Genomic DNA, 15,014 nt, shown 5'->3' with positions numbered 1-15,014 from the left:
TTCTTTCTTAAAAAGACCATAGGCTGCGCGCCGCCTGGGAAAGGCCGGCCCGCACCGCTTCGTCGGCGTCCACGGTCGAAAACTGCAGGCCCACGCGGTGGAAGGCTGCTTCATAGAGGCCCTTGAGCTTGCCGGAAACGACCAGCACCACAGGCGTGTCCTTCGGCGCGGATTTGAGCGCGCCGGCGAGTTCGAGGCCGAGCATCGTGCCCGAAAGCGTCGCTTCCGCCTCGAAATTGGTCAGCGAAAACAGCAATCCGCGCGCCCGGACCGAGAACAGCCGATTGGCCGTCAGTTCCGGCTCCTTGAATGCGGCGTGCACGGCGTTGACGAAGGCCGGATTGGCGCCGTCGAAACCGGGCGAATCCTTGATGGCGTGCTGCAGGATCGTGTGCTGCGAAATCGCCTGGAACAATTCGCCCGTCATGAACGTGGCGAAACCCAGCACCTCGCCCTTGACCACGCGAACCCATTTGGAATGGGTGCCCGGCATGGCCACGAGGCAATCGCTGTTCTTGATCTTCTGCGCGCAGCCCAGAAGCTGCGTCTCCTCGCCGCGCATCACGTCGGCGGCGTTCGGATCGCGCTGGGCGAGGCCCGGCAGGATGCGGATGTCGCGGCTCTGTCCTTCGACGCGGATCGCGCCCTCCGGGATATCGGCCAGTTTTGCCGGCGCATCGAGATAGCCTGCCTCGACCCAACCCTGCTTGGCGCCAGCCATGCCGCAGACGATGACAGGAATATCCGCCGGCGCCTGCACATGGTCGAGATGCTTGGCGAGGATCTCGGCGAAGCCGGTCTCGCGCGCCGTCGTCATGCCTTCGCCGGAGCGGCTTTCGCCGATCACGGCGTCGTTTTCGCCGATCAGCCAAAGGCGGAAACTCGACGTGCCCCAGTCGACCGCTGCGAATTGCGGTTTCACCATCAGAAATAGCCTCCATCGACGATCAGGGATTGCGCGGTGATCGCCCGCGCGCTGTCAGACGCCAGAAACAGACATGGTCCCACCATGTCGTCGGCAGTCAGGGAAAATTTGAGACATTGGCGCTCGCGATGGGCGTTGGCGGCCTCGTCGGAAATCCAGAGTTCCTTTTGCCGTTCGGTCAGCACCATACCGGGCAGGATGCAATTGACTCGGACATTGTCCTTGCCGAACTGCCCGGCCAAAGCCTTGGTCATGCCGATCATGCCGGATTTCGCCGTGAGATAGACGGGAAGATCGGGCAGGTTCATCAGGAAGGCGATGGACGAGAAATTGACGATCGCGCCGCGACCGGAGGCTTTCAAGGCAGGCAGGCAGGTTTGCGAGACGAAGAAGGCGGCGCGCAGATTGACCGAAATGTTGCGGTCCCAATAGGCCTCGGTCACCGTCTCGGCGTCATGGCGATCGTCCCAGCCGACATTGTTGACCAGCACGTCGAGGCCGCCGAGTTCCGCAATCAACTCCGTCACAGCAGCGCGCGTCGGTTCAATCTCAGATACATCCGCATGTCTATACAGGGGTTGGATCGGAGCTTTGGTGGATGCGATCGCCTTTTGGGCTGCTGCGTCGTCGATATCGATAAACGCTATCCGGGCGCCCTGGCGTGCAAAACCGGCGACCAACGCGGCGCCGATTCCAGATGCGCCTCCAGTGATCAGCACGCGGGCTGAGCGCAAATCTTCGAACTGCGCGGATGGCGAGACCACGGTTCTACCTCTCCTCATTCTCAGCTTCGAGCACCATTCACTCGGGGGGGCTTGGGCTTTTGCGCTGTGGTATATTCCCTATGTGACCAAGGGAAAACCCCTTCCTGTAAAAATCATACTTAAGGAGAGTCGCAAGGATGGACATTGGGTTTCTGAACTAGAGAAGCGACTTTCCTATTCCTCGCCAATTTTCCAACCATGGCAAAAAGCCGACGACTGTTCTTTTTTTGGTTGGTCGAAGTTATTATCTGTTATGTAAACGATTGCGCAGCGAATCATGGAAGGTCTGACAGGCCATGTTATGATCTTGCCGTGGACGAAAGAGCAGTTTTGCCGCGACGGAACAGCTAATCGAAACATATCCGGCTGAGCATAGGGCATATGACGCCCTTGCCTGAGAACGATGTGACAGACTGAAACATGCTTGATCGACAGACAGCAAAGCCGGTGAACCACGAAGCTCTGATTCTGGAGTTGGCTGGACTGTCCACGCAGTTCGATATTCTTCGATTTCTAAAGAAGACAACTGAGATGTTCGGCGCGCGCGCCTTTATGGTGCTGCGGGTGCCGTCCTCGACAGCCGTCGCTTTGCAGTCAGCTTCGGTGATCACCAGCTGGCCATCCGAACTGATCGCAAAATACGACGCCGAAGGCCTTCTGGCGGATAGCCCTGCGCTCAATCACATCAAGACTTCGACGGTGCCGTTCTCCTACGACGTTCACGCCATCAATCATCAGCGGCGCGATGGCAAGTCCGAGCGCGCCATAAAGCTGTTCGAAGAGTATGGATTGATCCGCGGCGCTTATTTCCCGGTCTGCGACGCTGGCGGCGACCGCGGTGCAATCGGCTATTCCGGCGAGCGCGAAGCCTTTACGAATCAGGAAATGCTGCAGCTCCATATGATTTCCACCTGCGTGTTTGATCGCCTCTATCAATTGGCGCGCAAGGATCGCAAGGGTGGTGAGGATCTGACCCAGCGCGAGATCGATTGTCTTACCTGGACGGCCGCCGGCAAGACGAGCCTTGAAATCTCCAACATCCTCAACCTGTCGGAACATACGGTCAATCACTATCTGAACCGTGCGACCAAGAAGCTTGACACCGTCAACCGGACCCAGGCCGTCGCCAAGGCGCTCCGAATGGGCATCATTTCCTGACGCTTCTTTCCCGGTTTGACCTGATCCTATTCGCGAAGCGTGATTTTATACCCCATTTGGGTGATGACGCCGCGCAAGCTGCAGTTTAATTTCACAATGAGAATATGCGCGGTGGATCGTCGCGTCGCATTGAAGGGTGATGCGACGCATGAGCACGGTTTCATGGCGATACCCCTCCCAGGCCCTTCCTGGGACGCCATGTGGAGTAACCCGCCAGAGCCCTGCCGGGCGGGTTCTTTTTCCGGCGCCTATTTTTTCCTCTCAACTGATGCAGATTTGCTCTTTCAGAGGCGCTGGCGCCGCCCTCGTGGACTTGCTTGCGGTGGATCTGCGCGGTCCCGGCCTGATTTTTGTCTGGCATGCTTCGTGCATCCTCACTGGCAGGTCCGGAGGGGACTCAAAAAAGCATCCGAAAACAGGATGCACGAAGGCAAGCCGCCTTCCATGCCGCCGCAATCTGCGACGCCGGCATGGAAGGCGGAACTTGTTTGAGGTCCAGTCACGAACGCGAAATTTGTCTTGGCCGCCGGGTTGGCGCGCCCGGCGCCTTCCACTATCTACAGGCCATACCGAGAGAGGGCCTGTGATGAGCGATGTGACGAGCAAAGATGTCCTGGAACGACTGAAGACCGTGCGCGGGCCAGATATGACCGGCAACATCGTCGATCTCGGCATGGTGTCGGAAGTGTTCATCTCGGATGGCAAGGCCTATTTCTCGATCACGGTGCCGTCCGACAAGGCCAAGGATCTCGAACCCCTGCGTCTCGCCGCCGAGCGCGTCGTCAAGGAGATGCCCGGCATGAAGGGCGCTTTCGCTGCGCTGACCGCCGACAAGAAGGCGGGATCTCCGCCGCCCCGCCCTCAGGCTGCTCCGGCGCAGGGACATGCCCATCCCCATCCGCCGCGCGGCGCAGCGCCCAAGCAGACGATCCCCGGCGTCAAGACCATGATCGCCGTGGCCTCGGGCAAGGGCGGCGTCGGCAAATCCACGACCTCGGTCAACATCGCGCTCGGCCTTCAGGCGCTGGGATATAAAGTCGGCATTCTCGACGCCGACATCTACGGTCCCTCGGTGCCGCGGCTGCTCGGCATTTCGGGCCGTCCGCAGCAGATCGATGGTCGGCTGATCAAGCCCATGGAGAATTATGGACTCAAGTCCATGTCCATGGGGTTCCTCGTCGATGAAGAGGTGGCGATGATCTGGCGCGGGCCGATGATCCAGTCGGCGCTCCTCCAGATGCTGCGGGAAGTCGCATGGGGCGATCTCGACGTGCTGGTCATCGACATGCCGCCCGGCACCGGCGATGTCCAGCTCACGCTCGCCCAACAAGCGCCTCTTTCAGGTGCGGTGATCGTTTCCACGCCCCAGGATCTCGCGCTTCTCGACGCCCGCAAGGCGATCAATATGTTCAAGAAGGTCGAAGTGCCCTTGCTCGGCCTCGTGGAAAACATGAGCCATTTCATCTGCCCCAATTGCGGAACCTCGCATGACATCTTCGGTCATGGCGGCGCCCGCGCGGAGGCGGAGAAAATCGGCGCGCCTTTCCTGGGCGAAGTGCCCCTCGCTCTCACGATCCGCGAACAGTCCGACGCCGGCGCGCCCGTCGTCGTCTCCGCGCCCGATGGACCGCATGCCCGGGTCTATCGCGAGATCGCGGCGCGTCTCGCCGAAAAGCTGTTCAGTAATGAACCGCTTGCCCGCGCAGCGCCGGCCATCGTGTTCGAGTGAGGCCCCGGCTGACCTGAAACTGGACGCCTGCGCTCCCGCGCGGAGGCATGCGTCCGTTATGTCTTGATTACGGGCGCGATTTGCGCGATACCAACCTCGCTGACGTCGGCGGGGTCTATCCGCGTGACGAGATTTGACCATTTCGCAGGCGCGCGGGGCGAATGCGACCAATGCCATCGGGGCGCGGAATGACCATGTCCGGAGCTTTTTGCTCATGATCATTGCTTACCGTTCAAACGGTGAGTCGATGATGCTGCCGGTGGATCAGCAATTGCAGACTCTTCCAGACGATGTCGTGTGGCTCGATCTCGCCCATCCGACGCGCGAAGAGGATCACTACGCCCAGTCTTTGACCGGCATCGAAGTGCCGACCCGCGAAGACCTGCGCGACATCGAGCCGTCGAGCCGTCTCTACACCGAGGGCAGGGCCCACTACATGACGGCTTCGCTGCTCTGTCATGCGGAGACGGCGACGCCGAAACTGGCGGACATCGCCTTCGTGCTGACCGACCGGCATCTGGTGACCGTGCGTTACGACGAGCCGAAATCCTTCAAGCTCTATGCGGCGGCCTTGGGCCGGCAGTCCAATGGTCCTTGCGCGCCGCATGTCATGCTGGTCAAGTTGATGGAGACGATCTCCGATCGGACCGCGGAGATCCTCGAAAAGGCCGAGATGAAGGGCGAGGCGCTGTTGCTCGCCATCTTCGGCGACGGAAACGAGCCGGTGAAGCGGCGCCCGCCGCGGTTTCTGGAAAATCTTCTGTCGTCGATCGGCCATCACCACCGACTGATCTCGAAAGCGCGCGACAGCATGGCCTCTCTGTCGCGGCTCATGACGTTTCTGACGAGTTCGCCGGTCGTTCAATCGGATGCGGAAGCCAAGGCGATCTGCCTGACCGTCACGCATGACCTGCAGACGCTGTCGGAACACGCTGCGTTTATTTCGTCGAACATCACCTTTCTGCTCGACGCCTCGTTGGGGCTCATCAATGTCGAGCAGAACGCCATCATCAAGATATTCTCGATCGCCTCGGTGGTGCTGCTGCCGCCGACGCTGGTCGCCTCCATCTATGGCATGAATTTTCGTTTCATGCCCGAACTCGAATGGACATGGGGATATCCCGCCGCGATCATCATGATGATCGTCTCGGCCGTCATCCCGTTCTTCTTCTTTCGTTGGAAAGGCTGGCTCTGAGCCTGTAACTGACAATGTCGGACACACAACTGCATTCGGGCGGCCATTCCGGCCCTATGTCCCGCAAGAAGCTTCTCACGTTGGCTCTCGGTTCCGTCGGCGTCGTCTATGGCGATATCGGCACCTCGCCGCTCTACGCTTTCCGCGAATCGCTGCGCCCCGTTTCCCATGACGGCGTCGACCGTATCGAAATCATCGGCCTGATCTCGCTGTTCATCTGGGCGCTGACGATCATCGTCACGTTGAAATATGTCGTTTTTCTGTTGAAGGCGGACAATGACGGCGAAGGCGGAACCCTGTCGCTGCTGTCGCTCGTCACCAAGGCGGTGTCGGAGCGTCGCGCCGGAATCCTGTTCCTGATCGGCATCGTCGGCGCCGCCCTGTTTCTCGGCGACGCGATGATCACGCCGGCGCTATCGGTTCTGTCGGCCGTCGAAGGTCTGAAGTTCGTCACGCCGGCGCTGAACCCCTATGTCGTGCCGATTTCGGTGGTGATCCTGATCCTGCTGTTTGCGGTTCAGTCGCGCGGCACCGGCGCCGTCTCGGCCTTTTTCGGGCCGATCACCGCCTTCTGGTTCCTCACCCTCGGCGGCATCGGCGTCTACCACATTTTCGACGACCTCAGCATTTTCGCCGCTTTCAACCCCTATTACGGCGTCTGGTTTCTCACCAATAGCGGCATGGTGGGCTTCATCGTGCTCGGCTCGGTGTTTCTCGCCGTCACCGGCGCGGAGGCGCTCTATGCCGACCTCGGCCATTTCGGGCGCGCGCCGATCCGTCTCGCCTGGTTCGGCCTGATCTTTCCGGCGCTCACGCTCAATTATCTCGGCCAGGGGGCTTATGTTCTGCAGCATCCGGAAGGGCTGTCCGATCCGTTCTTCCTGATGTTCCCGGAATTCCTGCGTCTGCCGGCCGTCATTCTCGCCACGGTCGCCACGATCATCGCCAGCCAGGCCGTGATCACCGGCGCCTTTTCGCTGTCACGCCAGGCGATCCATCTCGGCTTCCTGCCGCGCATGGAGATCTATCACACCTCCGACACCAATACGGGGCAGATCTACCTGCCGGCGGTCAACACCATCCTGATGTTCGGCGTCATGGCGCTGGTGTTGATGTTCAAATCGTCGGAATCGCTCGCGGTCGCCTATGGCATCGCTGTCACCGGCGACATGGTGGTGTCCACCATCCTGCTCTACAATTTCGTGCGCAGCTTCTGGAAATGGTCGCGCTTGCAGGCGATCGTCGTCATTGCGCCGTTGCTGTTCATCGAATCGATCTTCCTCGGCTCGAACCTCACCAAGCTTCACCACGGCGGCTATGTGCCGGTGCTGATTGCGGCCTGCTTCGTGGTGATCATGTGGACCTGGCGACGCGGCACCAAGATCCTGTTCGAGAAGACACGGCGAACGCATATCCCGCTCGGCACCTTCGTGAAGTCGCTCGAGAAGAAAAGCGAGCACGGGCCGATCGAGGTGCCGGGCACCGCGATCTTCCTGACCTCGGACCCGACCTCGACGCCGGCGGCGCTGTTGCACAATCTCAAGCACAATCACGTGCTGCACAGCCAGAACATCATTCTGACGATCAAGACGCAGAACCGTCCCCGCGTGCCGATCGAGGAGCGTGGGCGAATCGAGCGGATCTCCGAACATTTTCAGCTTCTGGAACTGAGTTTCGGCTTCCAGGAGACGCAGAACGTCTCTCAGGCGCTCGCTCATCTCAGGAAAACCGGCTTGAAGTTCGACATCATGTCGACCTCCTTCTATCTCGGCCGCCGAAAACTGATCCCCGACGCCAATTCCGGCATGCCGTCCTGGCAGGATCGGCTGTTCATCGCCCTTGCCAGCGCTGCGACCGATCCTTCGGATTATTTCCGGCTGCCGGCCAATCGCGTCGTGGAACTGGGCGCGCATGTGACCGTCTAGCCGAACGGGCGGCTTTCAGCGCAAACTTCGGAACGGGCGGCCATGGGCCGCCCGTTTACGTTTTAGCGTTTTCTAACGCCTCGCAAAGGCCACAAATCCCGGGATTAACCAAACATCAAGGTTAATAGCGCATTGTCTGGCCAATGATTTCCAGTTCCTGTGGAGTAGCGTTCACGTGTTGAAGCGTTCCTTGGCCGCGCGCCGGCCGCGCATCTCGTCCGATTGGGCGGCTCCCAGCGCCTTCGCGCTTGCCGGCCTGCTCTTCTTCCCCACCATCGCCGCCGAAGCGGATGTCACGGGCCTCGTCTCGGCGCCCGCAGGCGCAGCAGCCTGGCGCAGCTATATGGCCCCCATCGGCGCCGGCTCCATCCAGAGCGCCGAGATCGTCTTCAAAGACACGGGCCGCAGCGGCTACGACCCCGCCAATCGCGGGCTGGTTCTTCCCGGCGGAGAGAAGATCGCCTTGTCCTCGGACAAGCGCGAGGAGCCTGAGACGCCGGACGAGGACCGTGTGACCCGCAGCCTGAAGAAGGGCAGGGTGCTTGCGTCGGAACGCGTCAGACCCCCGCAGGGTTTCACCGCCGGCAGCATTCTCGATCGCCAGGCCCATCTTCTCGCTCCCGAACTCACCGAAGAGCGCGTGACGATGTTCCAGAAGCCTGCGATCAAGGGCAAGGAAATTCAGATCGCCCAGGCTTTCCATGAGATCAAGCCACGGACGCAGGACTACGGCGTGCCCGCGATGCTGGCCAGCCTGATCACCAACGAAAAGGGCGACAGCCTCGCCACCGCTTACGCCAACCCGGAACCCGATTACGCCGAACAGTCGCCCTTCGATTCCATTCTCGCAAAACCCCAGGGCGACCGTTTCGTGCCGGATGCCGGCAAGCAGGCGCATGACTGGGCGAGCAATGTGCTGCCCGCATCCGTGTTCAGCGAAAAGGAACAGAAGTGCCTGGCCGAGGCCATCTATTTCGAAGCCATCACCGAACCGCTCAAAGGCCAGGCCGCCGTGGCGCAGGTGGTGCTCAACCGCGTGCGCAACCCGGCTTTCCCGAACACGATCTGCGGCGTTGTCTATCAGAATGAGGATTGGCGCAATCGATGCCAGTTTTCCTTCGCCTGCGACCGCATCCCCGACATCATCTGGTCGCGATCCCGTTTCGCCGCCGCCAAGGAAGTGGCGCTCGCCGTGACCGCCGGAAAGATCTATTTGAAGGAAGTCGGCGATTCGACGCATTATCACGCCGTCTATGTGCGCCCGAACTGGGCCCGCACCATGAAGCGGGTCGACCGCATCGGTCTCCACATTTTCTACCGCACCTATCGCGGCGGCTGGGTCTGAGCGGGCTTGAGGGCGCGGCAATTGCGCGCAAAGTTTCCAATACCCTTTAAGGCCTATATAAGCCCTTGATATTACCGGTTAAAAATAGATGAAGGCGAAGCTGGCGCTCGCCTTGACTCCCAAAAAGGTCGAAACTATGGTGCACGCGGCTTGAGGGCGGGGGTCTCCGGGTAGGAAATTGCCAAATTTCAGCCTTGCGCGAGCGGATATGCTGGGTTAAGGCCCGTGTCCGTGAGGAGGCGAGAATGGAAACCGATCGCCAGGACAGTCTGGAAGAGCGCATGAACAAGCTCCGCAAGGAGTTGGGACAGGCGAAAGGCGAGGCCGAGGAGGTCGCGAGAGCCGCCAGCGAAAATGACCGGAAAGGTTATTCGCAGGCGCTGAAAATATCCTCGGAGTTCATTGCGGCCGTGATCGTCGGCGCGATGCTCGGCTATCTTTTGGATATGGCCCTGCCCACCAAGCCGTGGGGGTTGATCATTTTTCTTCTCCTGGGATTTTGCGCGGGCATCCTCAATGTCCTCAGAGTGGTGGGCGTGGTGACATCGCCGCACCCGGTGGACAGGATCGGGGAAACCCGCAACAAGAACAAAGGGCCGAAGCCATAAGGCGCGGCCGCGGTGAAAACGAGAGAGAACAAACGTGGCGACCAGCGATAAGGTAGATCCGATCCATCAGTTCCATATTGTCCCGCTCTGGGAAAATGTGGGCGGCACCGGCTTTCACTTTACCAACTCCGCCCTCTTCATGGTGCTGACGGTCGTCGTTGCGACGCTGTTCTTCGTCTGGGCGTCAGCCCCGCGCGCCATTGTCCCGGGCCGCCTGCAGTCGGTCGCCGAACTCGCCTACGAGTTTGTGGCGAAGATGCTGAAGGACTCGACCGGCAAGGAAGGCATGAAGTTCTTCCCCTTCGTCTTCTCGCTCTTTCTGTTCGTGCTCGTCTCGAACCTGTTCGGCATGGTGCCCGGCTTCTTCACCGTCGGCAGCCAGATCATCGTCACCTTTGCGCTTGCGCTGCTCGTGATCCTGGTCGTCGTGCTCTACGGTCTGTACAAGCATGGTCTGCACTTCTTTGGCCTCTTCGTGCCGTCGGGCGTTCCTGCGCTCGTTGTGCCGCTGGTGACGACGATCGAAATCGTCTCGTTCCTGTCGCGTCCGGTCAGCCTTTCGGTTCGTCTTTTCGCCAACCTTCTCGCGGGCCACATCACGCTGAAGGTCTTCGCGGGCTTCGTGTTCTCGCTCGGCGTGCTCGGCCCGATCGGCGTCGTTGGCGCCATCCTTCCGCTCCTGATGACCATCGGTCTGACGGGCCTCGAATTCCTGGTCGCCTTCCTGCAGGCCTATGTGTTTGCGGTTCTGACCTGCATGTATCTCAACGACGCGGTTCACCCGGGCCATTAAGGTCGTGAGTAGAGTTCGGCGTCGGTTGACTCGGACCGGCGCTCCTGATTAACAGCCACCAAACGAAAACACTGAAGGAGTTCTACAATGGAAGCTGAAGCAGCAAAGTACATCGGCGCCGGTATCGCTTGCCTGGGCATGGGCGGCGCAGCCCTCGGCCTCGGCAACATCTTCGGCAACTACCTCGCTGGCGCTCTGCGCAACCCGTCGGCTGCCGACGGCCAGTTCGGCCGCCTGATTTTCGGCTTCGCCGTTACGGAAGCTCTGGGCATCTTCTCGCTGCTCGTCGCCCTTCTCGCTCTCTTCGGCTGATCGGCGTCTCAAAACCATCGGGCCATGGCGTTCGGCCGTGGCCCGTTTTTTGATACCGTATCCTTGCCCTGGAGGAAGGAATGTTTGTGACGACAGCCTATGTTCTGTCCGCCACGGCGGTGGAAGGGGCAGTGCAGTCGACGGAAGCCGAAGTGCACACCGAAACCGGTGTTCCGCACGACGCCGGCCACGCCGATGTGTTCCCTCCCTTCGACGCGACCCATTTCCCATCGCAGCTTTTGTGGCTGGCGGTCACTTTCGGCGCCTTTTACTTCCTGGTGTCGAAGCTGATTACTCCCCGTATCGGCTCGATCATCGAGACCCGTGAAGCCCGTATCGCCGGCGACCTCGCCGAAGCGCAGCGGATGAAGGACGAAGCCGACGCCGCCGTAGCCAAGTACGAGCAGGAACTTGCTGCAGCCCGCGCCAAGGCGCAGGGCATCGCAGCCGAGGCCCGCGACGCCGCGAAAGTGAAGTCGGACGCCGAGCGCCATCAGCTCGAAGCCGATCTCGCCAAGAAGATCTCGGAAGCCGAGGCCAGCATCGCCGCCATCAAGGCAGCGGCTCTGGGCGAAGTGTCCACCGTGGCGCAGGACGCCGCGTCCGAGATCGTGACCCGGCTCACCGGCGTGTCTGTCAACCCTGGCGAAGCCGCTGACGCGGTCAACGCCGTGAAAGGCTGAGGAGGCTCGTGATGGATGCAACTATGTGGGCGCAGATCTGGGCGCAGGTCGCGCTTCTGATCTTCCTCGGGGTTATCGTCTACCTCAAGGTTCCCGGCATGATCACCCGCGCGCTCGACGCGCGCGCGGAGAAAATCGCCTCTGAACTGAACTCGGCCAAGAAGCTGCGTGACGAAGCGCAGGCTCTGCTGACCGAATATCAGAAGAAGCGCGCCGCCGCAGAAGCGGAAGCTGCCGAAATCGTCGCCGCCGCCAAGCGGGAAGCCGACGCTCTGGCCGAAGAAGCCAAGCAGAAGACCGCCGAATATGTGGCCCGCCGCACCCAGCTCTCCGAACAGAAGATCAAGCAGGCGGAAGCCGAAGCTGTGGCCGCTGTTCGTTCCGCCGCCGTCGACCTCGCCGTCGCCGCTGCGGAAAAGCTGATTGCCGGCAAAGCGGATGCTTCGATTTCCAACGCGCTGTTCAACGACGCGCTGGGCGAAGTGAAGACGCGGCTCAACTGAGCCCTCTTCATGATCCGGATTGAAGAACCCGCCGCGAGGCGGGTTTTTTCATGGCCGCTGTCTGGACATGGGATTCGGTTACGGCTTGACCGAAATCTCGCGATAGAGCCTCAGCACATGCGACTCCTCCGGCCATCGTTCCGAAAAGATCAGTCTGTCCAGCGGCATGCGGTCGCGCCACCCTTTCGATTCCAGCTCGGGCCTGCGGTAGAGTTCCGACACATGCCCGACGCAGAGATAGGCGACGATCTCGACGCTGTCGGGGACGCCCAGGAGGTCCGCAAGGCGGCGGTGATCGAAGATGCTGACCCAGCCGACGCCGACGCCCTCCGCCCGCGCCGCCAGCCAGAAATTCTGCACCGCGCAGACGGTGGAATAAATGTCCATGTCGGGATGATGGGTGCGTCCGAGCACGAATTCCCCGCCGCGCTTGCGGTCGCAGGTGATGCAGATATTGAGCGGCGCCTTCAGGATGCCTTCGAGCTTGAGGGCGCGGTACTTCTTCTTGACCTCTCCCTCGAGACGGTCGGCGGCCTCGGCGTTGGCGTCTTCGAACAGCCGATGGACCGCGCGGCGATTGGCTTCATCCCGGATCAGGATGAAATTCCAGGGCTGCGTCAGACCCACGGAGGGCGCGGCATGGGCCGCAGTGAGCAGGCGATCGAGCAAGGCGGGGTCGATCGGGTCGGGAAGGAACTCGTTGCGGACATCGCGCCGGGTGAATATGGCGCGATAGACTGCGTCGCGTTCGGAATCGGAAAATGGACCCGCGACCGTGAGATCGCGATGAGCTGCGCCGAGCATGTTACCCCCTGCCTCTGGCGTTCCCGAAGCGCCGTCCTCGCGCGTCAGGCTATCTCGTCCGGTCGGTCTTCTGGCTCGGTTTCATCTGCCGTTTCGCCTTCCCGGTTTCCCAGTGGCGTCGTGAAACGACATCCCCCTTACAGCGCTGGGCGCGCGCCGGTTTTGCACCGGCTTCCCGATTCTCCCGCGCACGCGGGCACCGAACGAGGATGCTGTAGCTGATCCCTCGCCATCAGGGCAACCCGGCTTGCGACATGGATCAGTCTTTGCGCAACGGACGAAAGCTCATGCGATGCAGCGGGCAGGGGCCGAGCTCGGCGATGGCGCGCCTGTGCACGACCGTTGCATAACCCGCATGTTTTTCGAAGCCGTAGTCCGGATGCGCCAGGGCCGCAGCCTCCATCATCCTGTCGCGGGTGACCTTGGCGACGATTGAAGCGGCGGCGATGGACACAGAACGGGAGTCTCCTTTGACATAGGCCTTGCCGGGGCAGGGCAGCCCGGGAGGCACATCCCGTCCATCGATGACGGCGAAGTCGGGACTTCGGCTCAGTGACAAGGCCGCCCGCCGCATCGCCTCGAGGCTCGCTTTCCGGATATCGGTCCGATCGATCTCACGCGCGCTGACCGAGGCGATGGCGACATCGGCGCTCGCGAGGATCTCGACATAGAGCCTCTCGCGCTCGGCGAGCGAGAGCTGCTTGGAATCGTTGAGGCCATTGGGGATGTTGGCGGGATCGAGGACCACCGCGCAGGCGACGACGGGGCCCGCCAGCGGGCCGCGCCCGACTTCGTCGAGGCCGACGATGCGGGCATAACCTTCCCGCATCAAGGCGTCCTCGATCGCGAAGGACGGGGCGGCGTCTTCGAACAGAAAAGGTAGGGAATCGGCGGGACGCGTCATGCGGGTATCTGACATATCCCGCCGATTCCCCGCAAGTCCCGGATCGAGGGCGGCGGTCCGGGTCACTCGCGGACGCCGTCCGTCGTTGCGGTCCGACGGCAGGCGCTATTCGACGTTGGCCGCGGCTTCAGGGACATGCCGCGCCCAGCGTCCGATCGGGAAAACTAGAGCAGGCTCAGCTGCACGCCATGCCCCGAGGGCGGCACGAAGAGGTCGGTGTTCAGCTGCATGCCGCGGCGTTTGAGATTGAGCTTCTTGGCGGCGAGCTCGAATCTCCGATGCAGCTGCCAGGCATAGGGACCGGCGCCCTTCATGCGTTTGCCGAACTCGGCGTCATAATCCTTGCCGCCGCGCATCGAGCGCACCAGGTTCATCACATGGCGGTAGCGGTCGGGGTAATTCCGCAGCAGCCAGTCGCGAAACAGCGGGCTCACCTCGAAAGGCAGACGAAGAAGGATATAATTGGCTTCCTTCGCGCCCGCAGCGGCGGCGGCGTCGAGAATGCGTTCGAGTTCGTGATCGTTGAGCGCCGGGATCATCGGCGCAGCCATCACGGCCGTGGGCACGCCGGCCTCGGTCAGCGCCCGGATCGCCTCCAGCCGTCGCGACGGCGTCGAGGCGCGCGGTTCCATCAGCCGCGCCAGCTTTCGGTCGAGCGTCGTCACCGACAGCGCCACTTTGGCGAGCCCGTTCTCGGCCATCTTGCCGAGGATGTCGACGTCGCGGATCACCAACGCCGATTTCGTCACGATCGACACAGGGTGGTTGGCGGCGGCCAGCACCTCCAGGATCTGCCGCATGATGCGCCATTCCTTTTCGATCGGCTGATAGGGGTCGGTATTGGTGCCGATGGCGATGGTCTTGGGTTTATAGCCGGGCTTCGACAACTCGCGTTCGAGCAGACGGGCGGCGTCCGGCTTGGCGAAGAGCTTGGCCTCGAAATCCAGACCGGCGGACAGGCCCATATAATCGTGGCTCGGCCGGGCGAAGCAATAGACGCAGCCATGCTCGCAACCCCGATAGGGATTGATCGACCGGTCGAAAGGCACGTCGGGACTGTCGTTGCGGGTGATGATGCTACGCGGCTTCTCGACCTGCACTTCCGTGCGAAAGGGCTCAAGGCTTTCGAGCGTCTGCCAGCCGTCGTCGAGCGTTTCCCGTTCCTGCGCTTCGAAGCGGCCGGCGGGATTGAGACCCGCGCCGCGTCCGCGACGCCGGTCCACGTCGATCCTCAGGCCGCTTTCCTTGAGCAGTCCATCGGCAAGTTCCGCCGTGTTGGCAGGCTGGAATGCAGCCTGCCGCGAAAGGGACAGATTGATCATTGGGCTTCTCCGGCGCGGCTCGTCTCACCGCCTGATGACAATAT

General features: G+C 61.5%; 16 protein-coding genes and 1 riboswitch. Of the genes, 11 read left to right on the top strand and 5 right to left on the bottom strand.

What is annotated here, in order from left to right; genetic code table 11:
* Positions 1-7: 7 nt before the first annotated feature.
* Together E8Q41_RS16380 and E8Q41_RS16375 are read right to left on the bottom strand one after the other, a co-directional pair.
* Positions 8-925, bottom strand: a complete 918-nt coding sequence (locus tag E8Q41_RS16380; protein ID WP_137156620.1) for a 2-dehydro-3-deoxygalactonokinase — start codon at positions 923-925, stop codon at positions 8-10.
* A complete protein-coding gene (locus E8Q41_RS16375) occupies positions 925-1,638 on the bottom strand; it encodes an SDR family oxidoreductase (protein WP_246660220.1) in 714 nt (237 codons plus the stop codon). The genes E8Q41_RS16380 and E8Q41_RS16375 overlap by 1 nt, the downstream gene beginning before the upstream one ends.
* Between E8Q41_RS16375 and E8Q41_RS25955 the strand changes: the two genes are divergently transcribed.
* The 11 genes from E8Q41_RS25955 (at position 1,520) to E8Q41_RS16325 (ending at position 11,940) form a co-directional block, all read left to right on the top strand.
* The gene (locus E8Q41_RS25955; protein WP_246660222.1) at positions 1,520-1,948 is read left to right on the top strand and encodes a hypothetical protein; all 429 of its coding nucleotides are present in this window, start codon (positions 1,520-1,522) and stop codon (positions 1,946-1,948) included. The two genes, E8Q41_RS16375 and E8Q41_RS25955, sit on opposite strands and share 119 nt — an antisense overlap.
* A gap of 161 nt (positions 1,949-2,109) precedes the next feature.
* Positions 2,110-2,847, top strand: a complete 738-nt coding sequence (locus E8Q41_RS16370) for a LuxR family transcriptional regulator (RefSeq protein ID WP_137156618.1) — start codon at positions 2,110-2,112, stop codon at positions 2,845-2,847.
* Positions 2,848-3,433: 586 nt separating this feature from the next.
* The gene (apbC, locus tag E8Q41_RS16365; RefSeq protein ID WP_137156617.1) at positions 3,434-4,576 is read left to right on the top strand and encodes an iron-sulfur cluster carrier protein ApbC; all 1,143 of its coding nucleotides are present in this window, start codon (positions 3,434-3,436) and stop codon (positions 4,574-4,576) included.
* Positions 4,577-4,790: 214 nt separating this feature from the next.
* The gene (locus E8Q41_RS16360) at positions 4,791-5,771 is read left to right on the top strand and encodes a magnesium transporter CorA family protein (protein ID WP_137156616.1); all 981 of its coding nucleotides are present in this window, start codon (positions 4,791-4,793) and stop codon (positions 5,769-5,771) included.
* Positions 5,772-5,827: 56 nt separating this feature from the next.
* Positions 5,828-7,696: a potassium transporter Kup gene (locus E8Q41_RS16355; RefSeq protein ID WP_137156653.1), complete on the top strand. Its 1,869-nt coding sequence runs from the start codon at positions 5,828-5,830 to the stop codon at positions 7,694-7,696.
* A gap of 175 nt (positions 7,697-7,871) precedes the next feature.
* The gene (locus E8Q41_RS16350) at positions 7,872-9,041 is read left to right on the top strand and encodes a cell wall hydrolase (RefSeq protein ID WP_246660215.1); all 1,170 of its coding nucleotides are present in this window, start codon (positions 7,872-7,874) and stop codon (positions 9,039-9,041) included.
* 245 nt (positions 9,042-9,286) lie between these two features.
* A complete protein-coding gene (locus E8Q41_RS16345; RefSeq protein WP_137156615.1) occupies positions 9,287-9,649 on the top strand; it encodes an AtpZ/AtpI family protein in 363 nt (120 codons plus the stop codon).
* A gap of 34 nt (positions 9,650-9,683) precedes the next feature.
* Positions 9,684-10,442, top strand: coding sequence for a F0F1 ATP synthase subunit A (locus E8Q41_RS16340; protein ID WP_137156614.1), 759 nt, complete (start codon positions 9,684-9,686; stop codon positions 10,440-10,442).
* An 87-nt stretch (positions 10,443-10,529) separates the two neighbouring features.
* Positions 10,530-10,754: a F0F1 ATP synthase subunit C gene (locus E8Q41_RS16335; protein WP_137156613.1), complete on the top strand. Its 225-nt coding sequence runs from the start codon at positions 10,530-10,532 to the stop codon at positions 10,752-10,754.
* A gap of 80 nt (positions 10,755-10,834) precedes the next feature.
* Positions 10,835-11,437 carry a F0F1 ATP synthase subunit B gene (locus E8Q41_RS16330; RefSeq protein ID WP_137156612.1) on the top strand — a complete coding sequence of 201 codons (603 nt, stop codon included), beginning with the start codon at positions 10,835-10,837 and terminating at the stop codon, positions 11,435-11,437.
* A gap of 11 nt (positions 11,438-11,448) precedes the next feature.
* The gene (locus E8Q41_RS16325; protein WP_246660214.1) at positions 11,449-11,940 is read left to right on the top strand and encodes a F0F1 ATP synthase subunit B; all 492 of its coding nucleotides are present in this window, start codon (positions 11,449-11,451) and stop codon (positions 11,938-11,940) included.
* A 78-nt stretch (positions 11,941-12,018) separates the two neighbouring features.
* Here the strand turns inward: E8Q41_RS16325 and bluB are convergent, their stop codons facing one another.
* From bluB to E8Q41_RS16310, 3 genes are all read right to left on the bottom strand, one after another.
* Positions 12,019-12,744 (bottom strand): 5,6-dimethylbenzimidazole synthase, encoded by a 726-nt coding sequence (gene bluB, locus E8Q41_RS16320; RefSeq protein ID WP_137156611.1) that lies wholly within the window; start codon positions 12,742-12,744, stop codon positions 12,019-12,021.
* Positions 12,745-12,786: 42 nt separating this feature from the next.
* Positions 12,787-12,963: riboswitch (cobalamin riboswitch) on the bottom strand.
* Between the two features lie 40 nt (positions 12,964-13,003).
* Entirely contained in the window at positions 13,004-13,648 is a 645-nt protein-coding gene (locus E8Q41_RS16315; protein ID WP_348640024.1) for a ribonuclease HII, read from the bottom strand.
* A gap of 164 nt (positions 13,649-13,812) precedes the next feature.
* Positions 13,813-14,970, bottom strand: coding sequence for a PA0069 family radical SAM protein (locus E8Q41_RS16310; protein ID WP_137156609.1), 1,158 nt, complete (start codon positions 14,968-14,970; stop codon positions 13,813-13,815).
* Positions 14,971-15,014: the final 44 nt, after the last annotated feature.

Origin of the sequence: Rhizobium sp. FKL33, assembly GCF_005222915.1 — a bacterium.
Classification (GTDB): Bacteria; Pseudomonadota; Alphaproteobacteria; order Rhizobiales; family Rhizobiaceae; genus Rhizobium_E.
The sequence above is the reverse complement of the archived record's forward strand: the minus strand, read 5'-3'. Positions and strand labels throughout refer to the sequence as shown.